Genomic DNA, 14268 nt, shown 5'->3' with positions numbered 1-14268 from the left:
TCATCTTCCCACCCATGCACCCGAAACCCACTGCATGTTTTCAGGATGGAGATGCCGATTGCTTACTTCCGCTAGTCGCCGATCTGCTGCTTTTTCTGCTGCTAGAAACCAACGTCTGTTTTGGTCTCGGTCTATTTCGACGGTGCCGGTGTTGGCCGGCCGTTTTAGCCAGTCTACAAAAGATTCCGGATTAATTTGCACTTGGTCGTCTTCGGTTATTCCAAATACTGCGTATTCTTGGCGCCTGCGGTGCCCTTGGTCATTCTGCCAGCGTAAAATACTAGTGGTCAGTGCCGCGCTGTTCGGTAAATTGCGTACTACTGCACTCAAGCCCATGAAGTCGTAGCTTTTCGCTTCTTGTAATAGGTAACGCATTATGTGCGAATCCAGATCAAGAATATGCGTGTTGGGCCGCTTGATGGCTAAGATACGGTCTAGTGTTACCTCATAGCGGGTTCGGGTGCTACCTAGGGCATTTTGCATTGTCTCAGGGATACGGATATGCCAGAGTCTGCCGTCGTGACTGGTGTCTACTATCTCAACATCGAGTTGCTGGAACATACCCTGAACGAAAGCCGTACTGTGCTCGCTCGTAATACGCAGCTCATTTCGGGTCTCGTTGGGATTAAAGCTCGCAGCATACGCAAATAGCTCGTGCTGTTTTTCTGTGGCCTCTTTAGCGAGGGCTAGGGCTGTGTTGATCCGCTCTTCGGTACGATCGATTCCTGCTACGGTCGCCTCTTCCAGAATCTGCGAAACGTCAATTAGATCTGCAATCTCGCCAAGGATATCGTCGTGTAGCTGAGAATCAAATTCAGGACTAACCCCAGCTAGATCAGTAACCACCTGTTCAATACGGCTATACATCATTTCCATAATTTGTTCGTCGGCTGTGTCTGGAGAGTGGATATTGAATACAACTACTCGATTCCTTTGCCCATAGCGATACAGGCGGCCAATGCGCTGCACCAGACGCATTGGATTCCATGGTAGGTCGTAGTTGATCATGATGTGACAGTTGCGCTGCAAATTAATGCCCTCGCCACCAGCTTCTGTGGAGATCAGAAATTGGGCTGATTCCTCAAATCGGGCAATCGCGGCATGCCTCAAGTGGTGAGGCATAGAACCGTTAATTTGCTCCACACAGCCGGCGCCAAAACGACCCTCTAGAGCTGACTTGATATAAGTTTGGGTGGTTCGATATTCGGAAAAAATTAGCACTTTTTGATCTGGATTATCGGCGCGGATGGCTTCGATTAATTCATCGAGAAAAAGCTGAAGCTTACGGTCATTGTCGCGCAGGCGTTCTGCCTCGCTGATTAGTTGATCGAGTAGATCCAGCTCACCATCAAAGAACTGTGCCGCTTCGGTCTGCAGCTGTTCTTCCCATTCGCCAATAAACCGCTGATCTTTTTCTGCATAATTACCCATCGGCTCTATGTTGGCCTGAGTTTGAAGTCGCAATTTACGGTTAATCAGCGCATTGTGGATCGCCGCAGCACTTGAGGCAGCGAGCTTGCGGTACACCGTCATTACAAAGCCGATAGCATTGCCTTTGACGCCAAGTTTGGCGCTCGCTTCATAGCCTTTACGAAGATACGCTTGTAGGGTGTTATCGAATACTTTCGCCGCCTGAGAGACCGACACTTCCATTGCTGACGTGGTTTTGCCATTGAAAATGAAGTTGCCGTCCACATCAGTTACATCGGCTTTATTATTTCGGAATACCATATCTCCGATAATTTCCGGATTGTTCCTTAAACTGTTGATTTTATCGGTCAGCTCGGGCCGGAGCAGCTCCAATAGTGCCTGGAATTTGTCTTGCATCCCTTGATGTGGCGTAGCTGTTAGCAGGACCATCGCATCTGTTTTTCGCCGCAGTTGGGCAGCTAACTGGAACCGCTGTGAGGCATCAAGTTTCATACCGTACTGTCGCCGACTAAGGCGATGCGCCTCGTCGAAAACAACCAAATCCCAACCACCGGCCTGCTCCAATGCTGCTAGGTGACGATCATCCTTCAGCCTATCCATTGACGCGATAACATAGTCAAACATCTTCCAGTGGCGCGGCTCATTTATCTGGAAGTCATCACCATAAATTAAAAAATCGCCCATTTTGAACTTGTGGTTAAGCTCGTCTTGCCATTGTTTGGTTAATCCAGCGGGAGTAACTAGCAGCACTCTATTAAGACTATCCCGCTGCTTAAGCGCAGCCAAAAGCATGCCGGTCTCGATAGTCTTGCCAAGCCCGACGTCATCAGCGATCAACCAATTGAGGTTTCCAGAGGCCAAGATATGGTGAACTAAGTGGATTTGGTGGGGAAGTGGGTCGATCTCCAAATGTGAAAGGGATCCTGTATTTTCGTTCCACATTTCCAGAGCATGCGCCAGCGATTTTAGTCGGAACCGCTCTGCACTATCTGCGGGGCCTGTTTCACCGAGGATGAATCGGTGTTTGCTGCCCTTAATCTGCTTTAAAGTTTCATAAGGGAGCCAGAGTTGTTTGCCTACTCTCGGGAAATCAACCAGTACTTGGTCACGGCCACCCAAGGTGCGAGTCTTTAGGACAATACCTTCTCCCATCGTCTTTCGTGTTCGACTTGCAGGTACGTCTTGCACGTCCATCATTGGGCGGAACCCGCAGCGCAGACTAGAAAGTGGGACCACAGATTTCCGGTTTTCACCTTGCCAATGGACAGTAACATCGACTTGATTCCCTCGATCAATTGCGGACTCCACTCTACCTACGCGTTCGGTCTGATCGGAAAGGGTTTGTTTTACCCAAGCGTGGCGCACCGGGAGCAGTGGGGTACGGTTTTTAGTCATTCTTCTGATTCCTTTCTTTTTCTCATGCCCCTAAGTGGCGGAGGTTCACTTAGTGGAAGTTTTATGCCGAGTTCCTGTAAACAGTGGCGTGCGGGCGTGTTGTAGTGGCATAGAGTAATATTTTCAGAGCCAATGTTTTCGTCTGCCCATCCATGAAAACTGAAAACGCTTTCACCGGAGAGCGCGCCCCGCACTGACCCGGTTCGGTATTGAAGAAACCTTAGAAAGGTTTTGAAGCTGCGGCATAGGCTTTGATCGGCATACCACCATTCGTACAAATCCTCAATGAGAGTTATTACTTCCTCGACTGCGGGAATCGCTGGGAAACATCGTATGACACGCAGTGCATCCACCCAACTTATGTTGCAGTAGGCCGCGGTGGCTTCCATGTAGAGCGCGTTGCTCTTGATCCGAGCGAAAGTTATCCAATAGCGATCATTATTGAACCAATAATTGCGAATCGCCCTAGCGAGCATAAGCTCATCCGGGATCATGCCTTTACTAATTTCTCGCTCAATGGCTACGCGGGTCGCATTCCATCCATTCTCAACAAAAACCTTTTGAAGTAGCTCAATTGAACAGGGATGCCAATCGCAGTTTGCAATGACTTCTGTGGCGACTTGAAGGGCACGTCTCTCGCGGCCAACGTAATCAGTCGGTAGGATGTGTTCGGTGTCCCCGCGATTAGCTTCTTCATCAAACTCATCAAGGTCTTCGTATTCATCCCACGCGAATTCATCGATCTCCTGATTATCGAGGGAATCCGGAAGGTAGTCGAAGAGACTGTAAGCAGCATCGTCGTTTTCTGGCACAGCAAAATCGGCGTTTGGTTGTAATTCTTCATAGTAGAGATCATCTAATGATTGCTCGACCGCTTGAACATCAGGCTCCTTATTGTCGGTGTGAGAGCTGACATGACGCGAGTTGGGAGTTGTGAAAGTAGTGGCCTCCCTTTGTAACTGGTCTTTCGGTATTACTGGTTCCGTAGCAGGCGACCCCTCACCTAGTGAACCTGTCGCCCTAGACCTAGGGGTGCTGTTATTCGTATTGAGATACTTACGCTGTCGGTACTTGATTTTGACCTGATGCTTGGCTGGTCTTTCCGTTTGGCTAGTATTTCTTGGTGATGAAAGAGATAATTTCGGCCGCAGTGATAATTGTTGGACTTTTCCTGAATCAGCGTCGCTTGCATCCGATACAGCGTCGTCGTGCGGTGAATAATCGACTTCTTTACTCTGCTCAGCTTGCGTATTTATAAACTCTAAGTCTTCATCAGTAAAATCATTGGCCGCCTGACTGGCCTTGAGTGATTTGTTGAAATGATTAAGGGCTTTCGTCGGTTGATTCTCAAGCAGATAAACATGACCGAGTGCGGTAAGGAGTGCGGTAGAGTGGGGATGGAGTTCTAAGTTTTGCTGAAGCAGGAGAATCGCTGCTTGGCGAAGCCCTTCGATAACAAGATGATTTGCCTTCGTTAGTATTTCGTTTTCATCCAAAACATTATCATCCATGTTTTCTGCGACAGCCTCCTTGCCTCTTGCTCGCGTCAATGCTTATACGTTAACACCTAAAGCGGCACTGACCCCAGCTCAGAACTTCCCACGGTTTTCGTTTAGACAAATTCTCTCAAAAGCATGCTGGGTATACTGGTGTCTTGATTATCAGGTTCAGTCCAGAACCGCTCGCTCCTCTTTAAGCACCGTTTATCCCGAATTAGCGATTGTGGTCTACTTCCACCGACTGGGTCTCTAACTGAGGTGGATAAGATCACCGGGCATTAGAATTGACGGAGGCGAGCTAAGGGTAGGCCATTTGTTTCAATCTACGACCTCAAGCTTGCCAAGGCGCTGGCAACCTCTTTGAGCTACTGCTCCTGTTTAAGCAGTTTCAAAGTCTCCGCGATCCCAGCTTTGCTGAGTTGCATTGTTAATCTCGGGTCAGTGTTTGTAAGCACAGCGTGTGCGTATTTGAATGCGCATTAAACCGCTGAAGATTGATGTCACATGCCCCCTGTCCACGATTACGCAATTAACTCACTCCCCTAGGCAGGTTTATCGGTTTTTCCGACGTCTTCTGTCGGAGGCATGGTCAACCATTTCGCACGATATAATTATAGGCAGTGTTGGAGTGGCGGCTAAAGGCTTACACTTGCAAATGCGCCGTAGGCGAACAGCCAAGGAATAGGGCATGTGCAACATCGTAGGCGATATCCATCGACATGCTAGCCGCTTGGCGCGGCTGCTTATAGGGGAAGAGCCCGAAGAGTCTAGAGAGTGCAGAGGTGTTAATTTGGGCCATCGTTGTGTAAGTTCTTCAACGGACTTTGATAAACCCTATAATTTCAACAACTGTAATTCTGATCTGTTCAGTATTTCCGGCACCTTTGGTGTCAAGGGAGACCAGTCGGGGCTGGCTCCGCCAATCAGTGGGCGGTATGACGAAAAAGATGTGGTTACCCTTTTAAGAGTGATCCAAACGTGAGGATCAGTCAGTGAAGAAGCGGCCCTATCCTTTGGTTGATGTGTTTGCTGGCCCAGGTGGCCTTGGGGAAGGCTTCGCTTCATTGCAAAGGAATGGGAAAGAGCGTTCATACTTTGAAAGTATTGTCGCCATTGAACAAGATAAGTTTGCTCACAGAACACTCCTTTTGCGCCATTTTCTTAGAGTGTTTGAAAGCGATGAGTTTCCTGAAGATTATTATCGATATTTAAACGGTCATATCACCCTTAATGAGCTTTATTCGCGGCATCCCAAAGAAAAGGCTCGGGCGGATCAGTCGGCGATAAGGTTGTCCCTTGGCGCTGAAAATCATCGCCAAGTTCGTGCGCTCATCACCAATAAGCTTGGAAACGAAAAAAAGTGGGCGTTGGTCGGTGGGCCTCCTTGCCAAGCATACTCTTTGGTGGGTAGGTCACGGATGAAAGGTGATCCAGCGTTTGAGAGCGACGAACGCCACTTTCTCTATAGGGAATACTTGCGAATCATTGTTGATCACGGTCCACCAGTATTTGTAATGGAGAACGTGAAGGGCCTGCTGTCAGCCCGGGTAAATGGCGACCTTGTAATTAATCGCATTATATCTGACCTAACTGAACCGGAAGGTGCCCTTGGCATTTCGCCAAATGGCCTAGGCTATAAGCTTTATTCGCTCGCGGAAGAGGAGCTTCCAGGGTTCTGCGTCGATCCGCGCCTTTTTCTCGTTAGGGCGGAAGAATATGGAGTGCCGCAAGCCCGCCACAGAATGTTTATTGTGGGTATCAGAGACGATATTGCAGTCCGTCCTAAAAAGTTAAGGCCTCACAAATCGCCAACACTAGAAGAGACGATTGGCAACTTGCCAAAAATTCGGAGTGGAATTTCAAAGAGTGAAGATAGTTATGAGAGTTGGCGGGTAGCAGTCGGCTCGCTAGATTTACAGCGGATCAACAAAGAGCTAAGGGGAAATTGCTACGCGGAGGAGCTTTTTGCGACGCTTGCTGCTTGCGATCCCGCGCCCGTAGTCCCCTTGGAAAAATCCTCTACTCGATATCCAGCGCGGCCTTTTTGTTCGCATAGTGTCTTCGAGAGCATCTACGATGCGCGTCTTTCAAGATTGGATAGTCATCACTCGCGCTCTCATATGCCGTCCGATCTTCGCCGTTATGCCTTCGCAGCTTCATTCGCATCAGTTACCGGCAGGAGTCCCAAGTTAGCTGATTTTCCACCTTTTTTACTGCCTAACCATGCAAATGTTGGCGACGGCAGAGCTGGGAAGATGTTCTCAGATCGATTTCGGGTTCAGCTTCCTAAGCAGCCTGCTACTACTATCACTTCTCATATCTCTAAAGATGGGCACTATTTTATTCACTACGATCCTATGCAATGTCGGAGCTTGACAGTCAGAGAAGCCGCGCGGCTGCAAACTTTTCCGGATAATTATAGATTCGAGGGACCAAGAACATCTCAGTATCACCAAGTAGGCAATGCGGTGCCGCCGTATCTCGCAAGGCAGATCGCCGAAATAATCGCAGATATTCTTGATAGAGCCGGAGAGATTAAGTGAGAATCGACCGTGTTTCCTGCGAGCTAGGGGGGCGGGGCACTGCTCGCATCCGATCCGAGGAAATGGGATCGGAGCTGGTCCTTTCCCAGTATGCCAGTGTGATTTTTTTGAGTGCCTGTTACTGCCGTCAAGGCTTAGATTGGCGAAACGCTGCAAGATCGCAGGTAGATACTTCATTTCGGAGCGGACAGTGCCACCCCTCGTCCGAATATAGGGCAGGTTATGGCTAGACATCACCATCTTCCTCCAAGTGCCTCATCTCTATCTGCATCGATGCGTGATTTAGGCTATTCACTAGAAACTGCGATTGCGGATCTTGTTGACAATAGCATCTCGGCAGAAGCAACCAAGGTCGATATTCTTTGTGATCTGAGCCAAACAAACCCCACATTGGGCATCATTGACAACGGTAATGGCATGGATGAGGCGGGCATAATTGATGCCTTGCGGCATGGGTCAAAGAACCCATCGGAAATGCGTTCACCAAAAGACCTTGGTCGCTTTGGGCTCGGGCTCAAGACGGCTTCCTTTTCGCAGTGTAAAAGGCTAACGGTAGTTAGTAACAATGGTAGTGGGCTGCACGCAGCGGAATGGGACCTAGAGACTGTACATAAAAAGGATGATTGGCTTATCTCAATTCTTGATACCGAAGAAATCGCGGAGGTGCCATTTCATGATCTGATCATCGGCACGGGTACAGCGGTGATCTGGCGTAACCTCGATAGGCTATTCGAGGAGGAGGTTGGTGCCGGACTGCATGAAATCGTTAATGAGAAGCTAGATCTCGTCGAAAAACATCTAGCTTTAGTTTTTCATAGGTTTATAAGCGGCGAAGTGAGTGGCCGTAACAAACTGGCACTCTCCCTGAATGGTCATTCGATTAAGCCCTTTGACCCGTTCTGCCGCAAAAATCCGGCTACGCAAATATTGCCGGAAGAAGTTGTGCGGGTTGATGGCGCGGCAGTTCAAATGCAGCCATACATCCTTCCGCACCACAGCAAATTGAGCGCACAAGAATACGACTTCTATCAAAACCGCAGCGATTTTGTTTCAAACCAAGGCGCTTACGTCTACCGCGCCGGTCGCCTAATGGCATGGGGCGACTGGTTCAGACTCATCCCAAAAGGGGAAGCCACAAAATTGGCTCGAGTGCAGATTGATTTCCCAAATAGCCTCGATGAGTTGTGGACGATCGATATTAAGAAATCACGTGCACGTCCTCCAGCACCGGTTAGAAACCGTCTACGGCAAGTCATAGACACGGTAACTGCACGTAGCACCAAAGTGCATCGTGGTAGAGGAAAAAAGCTATTTGACGAGGTAAATGCGCCAGTTTGGGAGCGATACGCAACTCAGGGAGCCATAAGGTACGGTCTAAATAGTGAGCATCCGCTAGCTGAAGCCTTACGTGCAAACCTTGATTCTGAAAATGATCGCCGGCTCGCGATATACCTGGAGGCGGTTGCGTCTTCGCTTCCGATTGAGATGATTTATTCAGATTTTTCCACTAAGCCCCAAGAGACTCATCAGAACGAACTTTCGCGGGAAGAAATCAATGTCCGCCTTAATGATCTGAAGCAATGCCTTTTTGGCAACGGTGATGTAAATGTTGAGGCCTTTCGAGAAGTCGTAAGGTCCACTAGATTCTTCATTGGTTTCGAGGACGCTGTTGAAGACTACATCACTAGAGAGTTGGATAAATGACAGTCAATAAGATTGAGAATCAGAGGAATTTCACCAGCGCGCTTATATCAGCGCTATCGATTTTGCCGGAGCCGCCAACACGTGATGAGGTAAGGCGTCGGGCAAGGGAGCTTGCGTGTGTATTTGGATACGATGACCCACTTGAGAGCGTCATTGAAGATGCGCTCGTAGCTGTGGATTCGCGCATGGGTGCGGGTGTTTCCCTAGTTGATGTAGAAGCTGATCACGATGATCAATGGATCGATAAACGTGGGGATATCGATTGGATATATTCTGATGCTTACCAAGCATATCTAAAAAAGGAACAGCTGCATCCAACAGTTGTGCAATCGTTAAGCGATGTCGCAACTAAAATACTTGGTCATTTGCAAGATCCTAAAAGCGACGGCAAGTGGGACCGCCGAGGGCTTGTAATTGGGCATGTCCAATCCGGTAAAACTGCAAATTATATGGGGGTGATCGCCAAGGCCGCGGATGCAGGGTATAAGTTTATAATCGTGATTGCGGGTATTCACAATAACTTACGGAAACAGACCCAGGGACGCATAGACGAGGGTTTTGTTGGACGCTCCAGCGACCCGGAAGACCGTAAAAAGGTTGGTGTCGGTCTGCTCCGTGACTATCCTCATCCAGCCACCCTGACAAATGTCCATGATGATTTCAGCAAGAGGACCGCTAACCAGAGCGGATGGAAGATCAACGATCTGAATAAGCCGACTGTGTTAGTAATAAAGAAGAACGTTAGTACTCTGAAATCGCTGCATGATTGGCTTAAGGAGATGAACGCGCAGGCAGATGGACTAATAACCGATGTTCCAATGCTTATGATTGATGATGAAGCCGATAACGCTTCGATTAATACGAACAAGCCTGAACTAGACCCGACAAAGACGAACGCAATGCTTCGAAAGATCCTCGGTCTCTTTGCTAAGTCATGTTATGTCGGGTACACCGCTACACCTTTCGCAAACATCTTTATCAACCCCGATTCATATGATGATGAAGCCTATGAAGAATTATTTCCTCGTGACTTCATCGTCAGTCTCGACGCTCCAAATACCTATTTCGGACCAGAAAAAGTCTTCATTGATGATAGTAGTAGCGCAAGAATCGTAAGACCGATTTTGGATTGCGAAGACTACCTCCCTTTATCTCATAGGAAGGATGACGAGCCAATCGAATTGCCGCCAAGTCTCTACGCGGCCATTGATCAGTTCATTGTTGCTAGGGCGATACGCAACTTGAGGGGGCAAATCAATAAACACTGCTCAATGATGATTAATGTTTCCCGGTTCGTAGCTGTGCAACAGAGGGTGCGCAACTTTGTAAGCATTTACGAAAAGAAATTGCGGGAGGCGGTAAAAGCAAATTATGCGATGCCGGATTCAGTATCCCAAAAGAACGATATTATGGGCGCTTTAAAGTCCTGTCTGGAAACTGAGTATTCTGATTGTGGGTTTATCTGGCCGGATATTAAGGGTGCTCTCAATGACGTTTTCGGCAATCTCCAAATCTTCGTAGTAAACAGTAGCTCTGACGAAGCACTCGATTACAAGAAGTATGAGCGTGACGGGAGTAGTTTGACGGCTATAGCGATTGGCGGATTGAGTCTCTCGCGCGGCCTCACTATTGAAGGCCTTACGGTGAGCTACATGTATCGCAATACTCGAATGTACGACACACTCATGCAGATGGGACGTTGGTTTGGCTATCGATCCGGTTTCGAGGACTTATGCCGGGTGCATCTGTCTCCGGATTCCATAAACTGGTACGGCCACATCGCTGAAGCCTCAGAGGAACTACGTCAACAGATTAAAGCAATGCGGCGGGACGGAATGAGCCCTAAGCAGTTTGGGCTTTATGTGAAAGCGCACCCTGAAAGGTTGCTCATTACTGCTGCTAATAAAATGAGAGCTGGTGAAAGAGTTATTGTAAATCAGAACTTCACGGGCCGAATTGTGGAGAGCTATATTCTTCCGGTTAATAAAAAGATAAATGAAGAGAACGAGCAGCTAATTAAAAAATACTGGCGGAACAAGTTTGGTTGCACTGGTTTGGAAGATACTGGTAAGGGTTGGCTTGCTCGTGATGTAGAGATTTCGGAAATCGAGGCGTTCCTAATGGCGTTCCGTAGTCATCCTGATTTCACTGATCGTAAGAATGCGGCGATCAGTTATCTCAGCGCGCTTTCCGAGAAATACACTACGGGAGATGTTCTGATTTTATCGGTTTCAGCAAATGGGGAAGACGCGGCGAATTACATTTTGGGACCCCAAGAACGCAGTAGCGCAGGCCATAACGGTGATACATGGCGAATTAGTAAAGACCGTGTGGCGAGCCGCGGTGATGAAAAGCTAGGGCTGTCTGAGTTACAGAAAGATGAAGCAGTAAAGATTGCCAGGAAGGATGGCCAAGACAAGAACCCATCTGACTATCATTTCCGCTCAGTACGCAAGAAGCCCTTATTGATGATTCATGTGCTCCGGCCGGTAGGTAGAGATGCTAATGCGCGTGTCCCAGCATTCGGACTCAGCTTTCCGCCTGGCGATTATCAAACGGAAGTAGAAGTAGTTGCGAATCAGGTGTGGATCGAACGGATGCAGGGGGCATCGTTCGATACTCCCGACGAAGAAGACGACTATGATTAGGAACGAGGCACCTTGGGATGAGATGAAGACCCCGGACAGTGACTACACCGTTCGATATGCAACTGCATTAGGTGACGTTACCTTATGCTGGGGAAAGGACGCTGAGGGGCATTGTCTTTTTATACTCCAGCTGGCGGGAGAACATACAGAGCAATTCCGAAAGAACTCAAGCGACGTAAACGGTATTAGAGTTGATCTCCGGCAGTTGGCGGAATCTGGCCGTCAAGGGCTGATCCTTACACTTGAGAGACACGTGGATCGCGACCTTTTTCATGCCCTATGCCAGACGCTGATCGGTAATCTTAAGGGGGTTACTGATCCGCCCGTTGCCTTGAGCGTTGCGTTCAACCACATCAAACGTTGGAAGGCATTTTTGGCGGGCAAAAGACCTCGGGTTCTATCGGCGGAGGAAGTGCGGGGCCTTTTCGCCGAACTGAGCTTCCTTCGTCGTCTCAGGAAAAAGCGTCTTACTGATGGCCAATCAGTTGACGCGTGGTGTGGTCCTGATCGGATTCATCAGGACTTCATATTTGGAGATACTGCAGTTGAGGTTAAATCGATCAGTGGTAAAGATCGAAGCGTAGTGCGGGTCTCCTCCGAAGACCAGCTCGAGACAGTTTCTGATCGTCTTTTCCTTCAAGTTTATCGCCTCACCGAAGCCCCCGACGGTGCTGCAGCGCAGTCAATCAATCAACTGGCTGCAACGGTAGGTGATGAGCTCAGTGACGCTGATGCAATTGAGGCATATTGGGCCAAGCTTGCAACCTATGGATATGTGGAATTGCGAGAGTACGACAAGCCACGGTTTTTAATTAATGGTTCAAATACTTACCGGATATCTGATGGGTTTCCCAAGTTGGTGAGATCGGGGCTGCCGGAAGGCGTTGTTGACGTGAAATACAATCTTCAATTGGAGCGTATCGCATCTTTTGAATGTAGAGAGGAAGGAGTCTGGGAGAGCTAATGGAACAGCCAATTTCTGAATTTTTTCACGATTTTCGCCAAGAACTCATGGCCGGCGCGGAGGCGCATGGTGCATTCCAACTCTCCGAGTTCATGGAAGCTTTCGCAGCTGAGCTCATGGAAACCGGCTTCATTGAGGGCTTTGAGCTCTGTCATTACAGAGCACAACGAGGGATGCGCGTCGATGGTTACTGGTTCAATGATGAGGGTGAGCTTGATTTGTTTGTAGCGGATTTCGATAGTCGGGAGGCGCTTCAATCGCTTACACAAACAGATGTGATAGCGGTGTTCAAAAGGGTGGAAAACTTCTTCGAAGCAAGTCTTACAAAGCGTCTCTTCGATGATCTAGATGAAACCACCCCGGAATTTGGCTTATCTAGAGAGATATCAGATCGAAAATCTTTGCTCCGCAGAGTTAACTTCTTCGTTGTATCTGAGCGTGCGTTAAGCGACCGCATGCAGAACATCGAAGCGGGTAAAATTTGCGATATCGAAGCGACCTATCAGATATGGGACATGTCCCGGTTGCAACGTCAACGTAGCTCCCGCGGCCATAAAGAGCCTTTAGATATTGACTTTAAGGCGGAGTTTGGAAGCGGTTTAAGCAGCCTGTCTGCGCACCTAGGCTCAGGCGCGCATAAGTCATATCTTGTAGTGATGCCCGGCGATATGTTGGCAACGCTTTATGCAAAGCATGGTGCGCGCCTTCTTGAGCAAAACGTTCGCTCTTTCCTTCAAGCGCGCGGGAAAGTCAATAAGGGTATTCGCACGACGATACTGAATGAACCTGGAATGTTCTTTGCGTATAACAACGGTATTACGGCTACTGCGCAAGAGGTTGAGGTAGAGCTGGGTGATAAGGCTCCGGAAATTGTACGTATTAAAGACCTTCAGATTGTGAACGGTGGGCAGACCACAGCTTCTCTCTTTCATACCAAGAGACGTGACAAGGCAACATTGGATCGTGTTTTTGTACAGATGAAGCTATCAGTGATAAGCCCTGAGGATAGTGAGATTGTTGTTCCCAGAATTTCGGAGTATGCCAACACACAGAATCGCGTGAACGCTGCTGACTTTTTCTCAAACCATCCATTTCATGTTCGGATGGAGGGGTTTTCTCGGCGCATTTGGGCGCCTGCTCAGAGTGGTGCCCAACGTGAAACCAAATGGTTCTATGAGCGAGCTAGAGGACAGTATGCGGACGCACAAGCAAAGCTCACTCCAAGCGAGCAGAAACGCTTTAAGGCTGAATATCCGAAACCGCAGATGTTTACAAAGACAGACCTAGCCAAATTTGAGAATGTCTGGGACGACCACCCTAAGTGGGTTAACCTCGGCGCCCAGAAGAATTTCTCGAGTTATGCCGGTCGCATTGGCAAGGCTTGGAGCAAAAATCCTGATAGTTTTAATGAACTGTATTATAGGCGCGCGATCGCACGAGCCATCATTTTCAGATGGACCGAGAAGATGGTTTCTGGGGAACCTTGGTATAACGGAGGCTACCGAGCTAATACGGTGGCGTATGCGATTGCCACGGTAAACGAGCTCTGTAAACGAGCTGGGAAATCGGTTGATTTTCAAAAATGCTGGCAATCGCAGGCGGTTTATCCAGAGCTGGCGGAAGGCCTGCGCAAAGCGGCTAAATTCGTTAACGACGATATTACACAGCCACCTCAGGGAATATCGAATATTTCTGAGTGGTGTAAAAAAGATTCCTGTTGGGATCGGATTCAAGGAAAGCTTGACGAGTTGGAGTTCGAAATTGATCAGGCATTCTTTACGAGCCTAATTAGTAGTGATGCGCAAAAAAACGAGCAGAAACAGGCAAAAAAAGTACAACGGATAGACGACGGAATTGACGCGCAGCGAAAGGTCCTAAAGGTGCCCGGGCAAGCATGGAGTAAAATCCGGCAAGTTGGCGTTGAAAGGGAGATTTTGACTGAAAAAGAGGTTGGAATAATAAGAGTGGCAGAACAAATACCTCACAAAATCCCGTCTGAGAAACAAAGCGAAATACTGATCGCTGTTCTGGATAAAGCTCGTGAGGAAGGGATTTTCTGAGCGTTGTTGCGTAAATGACAGGCG

Annotated in this window: 7 protein-coding genes; 5 read left to right on the top strand and 2 right to left on the bottom strand. The window is 48.4% G+C overall.

The window, feature by feature from the left end; genetic code table 11:
* Positions 1 to 2826 (bottom strand): DEAD/DEAH box helicase, encoded by a 2826-nt coding sequence (locus GH984_RS02710; protein ID WP_153718648.1) that lies wholly within the window; start codon positions 2824 to 2826, stop codon positions 1 to 3.
* Positions 2823 to 4337 carry a hypothetical protein gene (locus tag GH984_RS02705; RefSeq protein WP_153718647.1) on the bottom strand — a complete coding sequence of 505 codons (1515 nt, stop codon included), beginning with the start codon at positions 4335 to 4337 and terminating at the stop codon, positions 2823 to 2825. Before GH984_RS02705 ends, GH984_RS02710 begins: the two co-directional genes overlap by 4 nt.
* A gap of 980 nt (positions 4338 to 5317) precedes the next feature.
* On the opposite strand from GH984_RS02705, the gene GH984_RS02700 reads away from it, so the two are divergent.
* The 5 genes from GH984_RS02700 (at position 5318) to GH984_RS02680 (ending at position 14244) form a co-directional block, all read left to right on the top strand.
* On the top strand, positions 5318 to 6868 hold the full coding sequence (locus GH984_RS02700) for a DNA cytosine methyltransferase (RefSeq protein WP_369691900.1): 1551 nt from the start codon (positions 5318 to 5320) through the stop codon (positions 6866 to 6868).
* 222 nt (positions 6869 to 7090) lie between these two features.
* On the top strand, positions 7091 to 8572 hold the full coding sequence (locus tag GH984_RS02695; RefSeq protein ID WP_153718646.1) for an ATP-binding protein: 1482 nt from the start codon (positions 7091 to 7093) through the stop codon (positions 8570 to 8572).
* The gene (locus tag GH984_RS02690; RefSeq protein ID WP_153718645.1) at positions 8569 to 11220 is read left to right on the top strand and encodes a Z1 domain-containing protein; all 2652 of its coding nucleotides are present in this window, start codon (positions 8569 to 8571) and stop codon (positions 11218 to 11220) included. Before GH984_RS02695 ends, GH984_RS02690 begins: the two co-directional genes overlap by 4 nt.
* Complete coding sequence (locus GH984_RS02685) at positions 11213 to 12184, top strand: PD-(D/E)XK motif protein (RefSeq protein ID WP_153718644.1); 972 nt, start codon at positions 11213 to 11215, stop codon at positions 12182 to 12184. Before GH984_RS02690 ends, GH984_RS02685 begins: the two co-directional genes overlap by 8 nt.
* On the top strand, positions 12184 to 14244 hold the full coding sequence (locus GH984_RS02680) for an AIPR family protein (RefSeq protein WP_153718643.1): 2061 nt from the start codon (positions 12184 to 12186) through the stop codon (positions 14242 to 14244). The genes GH984_RS02685 and GH984_RS02680 overlap by 1 nt, the downstream gene beginning before the upstream one ends.
* Positions 14245 to 14268: the final 24 nt, after the last annotated feature.

Source organism: Spiribacter salilacus, from assembly GCF_009649225.1.
In the GTDB taxonomy this organism is placed as follows: domain Bacteria; phylum Pseudomonadota; class Gammaproteobacteria; order Nitrococcales; family Nitrococcaceae; genus Spiribacter; species Spiribacter salilacus.
This window is presented reverse-complemented; position numbering and strand designations above follow the sequence as displayed.

Bases quoted from the DNA above. Each gene is read 5' to 3' on its own strand.
- GH984_RS02710 (WP_153718648.1), bottom strand. From the start codon at position 2,826: ATGACTAAAAACCGTACCCCACTGCTCCCGGTGCGCCACGCTTGGGTA.
- GH984_RS02705 (WP_153718647.1), bottom strand. From the start codon at position 4,337: ATGGATGATAATGTTTTGGATGAAAACGAAATACTAACGAAGGCAAAT.
- GH984_RS02695 (WP_153718646.1), top strand. From the start codon at position 7,091: ATGGCTAGACATCACCATCTTCCTCCAAGTGCCTCATCTCTATCTGCA.
- GH984_RS02690 (WP_153718645.1), top strand. From the start codon at position 8,569: ATGACAGTCAATAAGATTGAGAATCAGAGGAATTTCACCAGCGCGCTT.
- GH984_RS02685 (WP_153718644.1), top strand. From the start codon at position 11,213: ATGATTAGGAACGAGGCACCTTGGGATGAGATGAAGACCCCGGACAGT.
- GH984_RS02680 (WP_153718643.1), top strand. From the start codon at position 12,184: ATGGAACAGCCAATTTCTGAATTTTTTCACGATTTTCGCCAAGAACTC.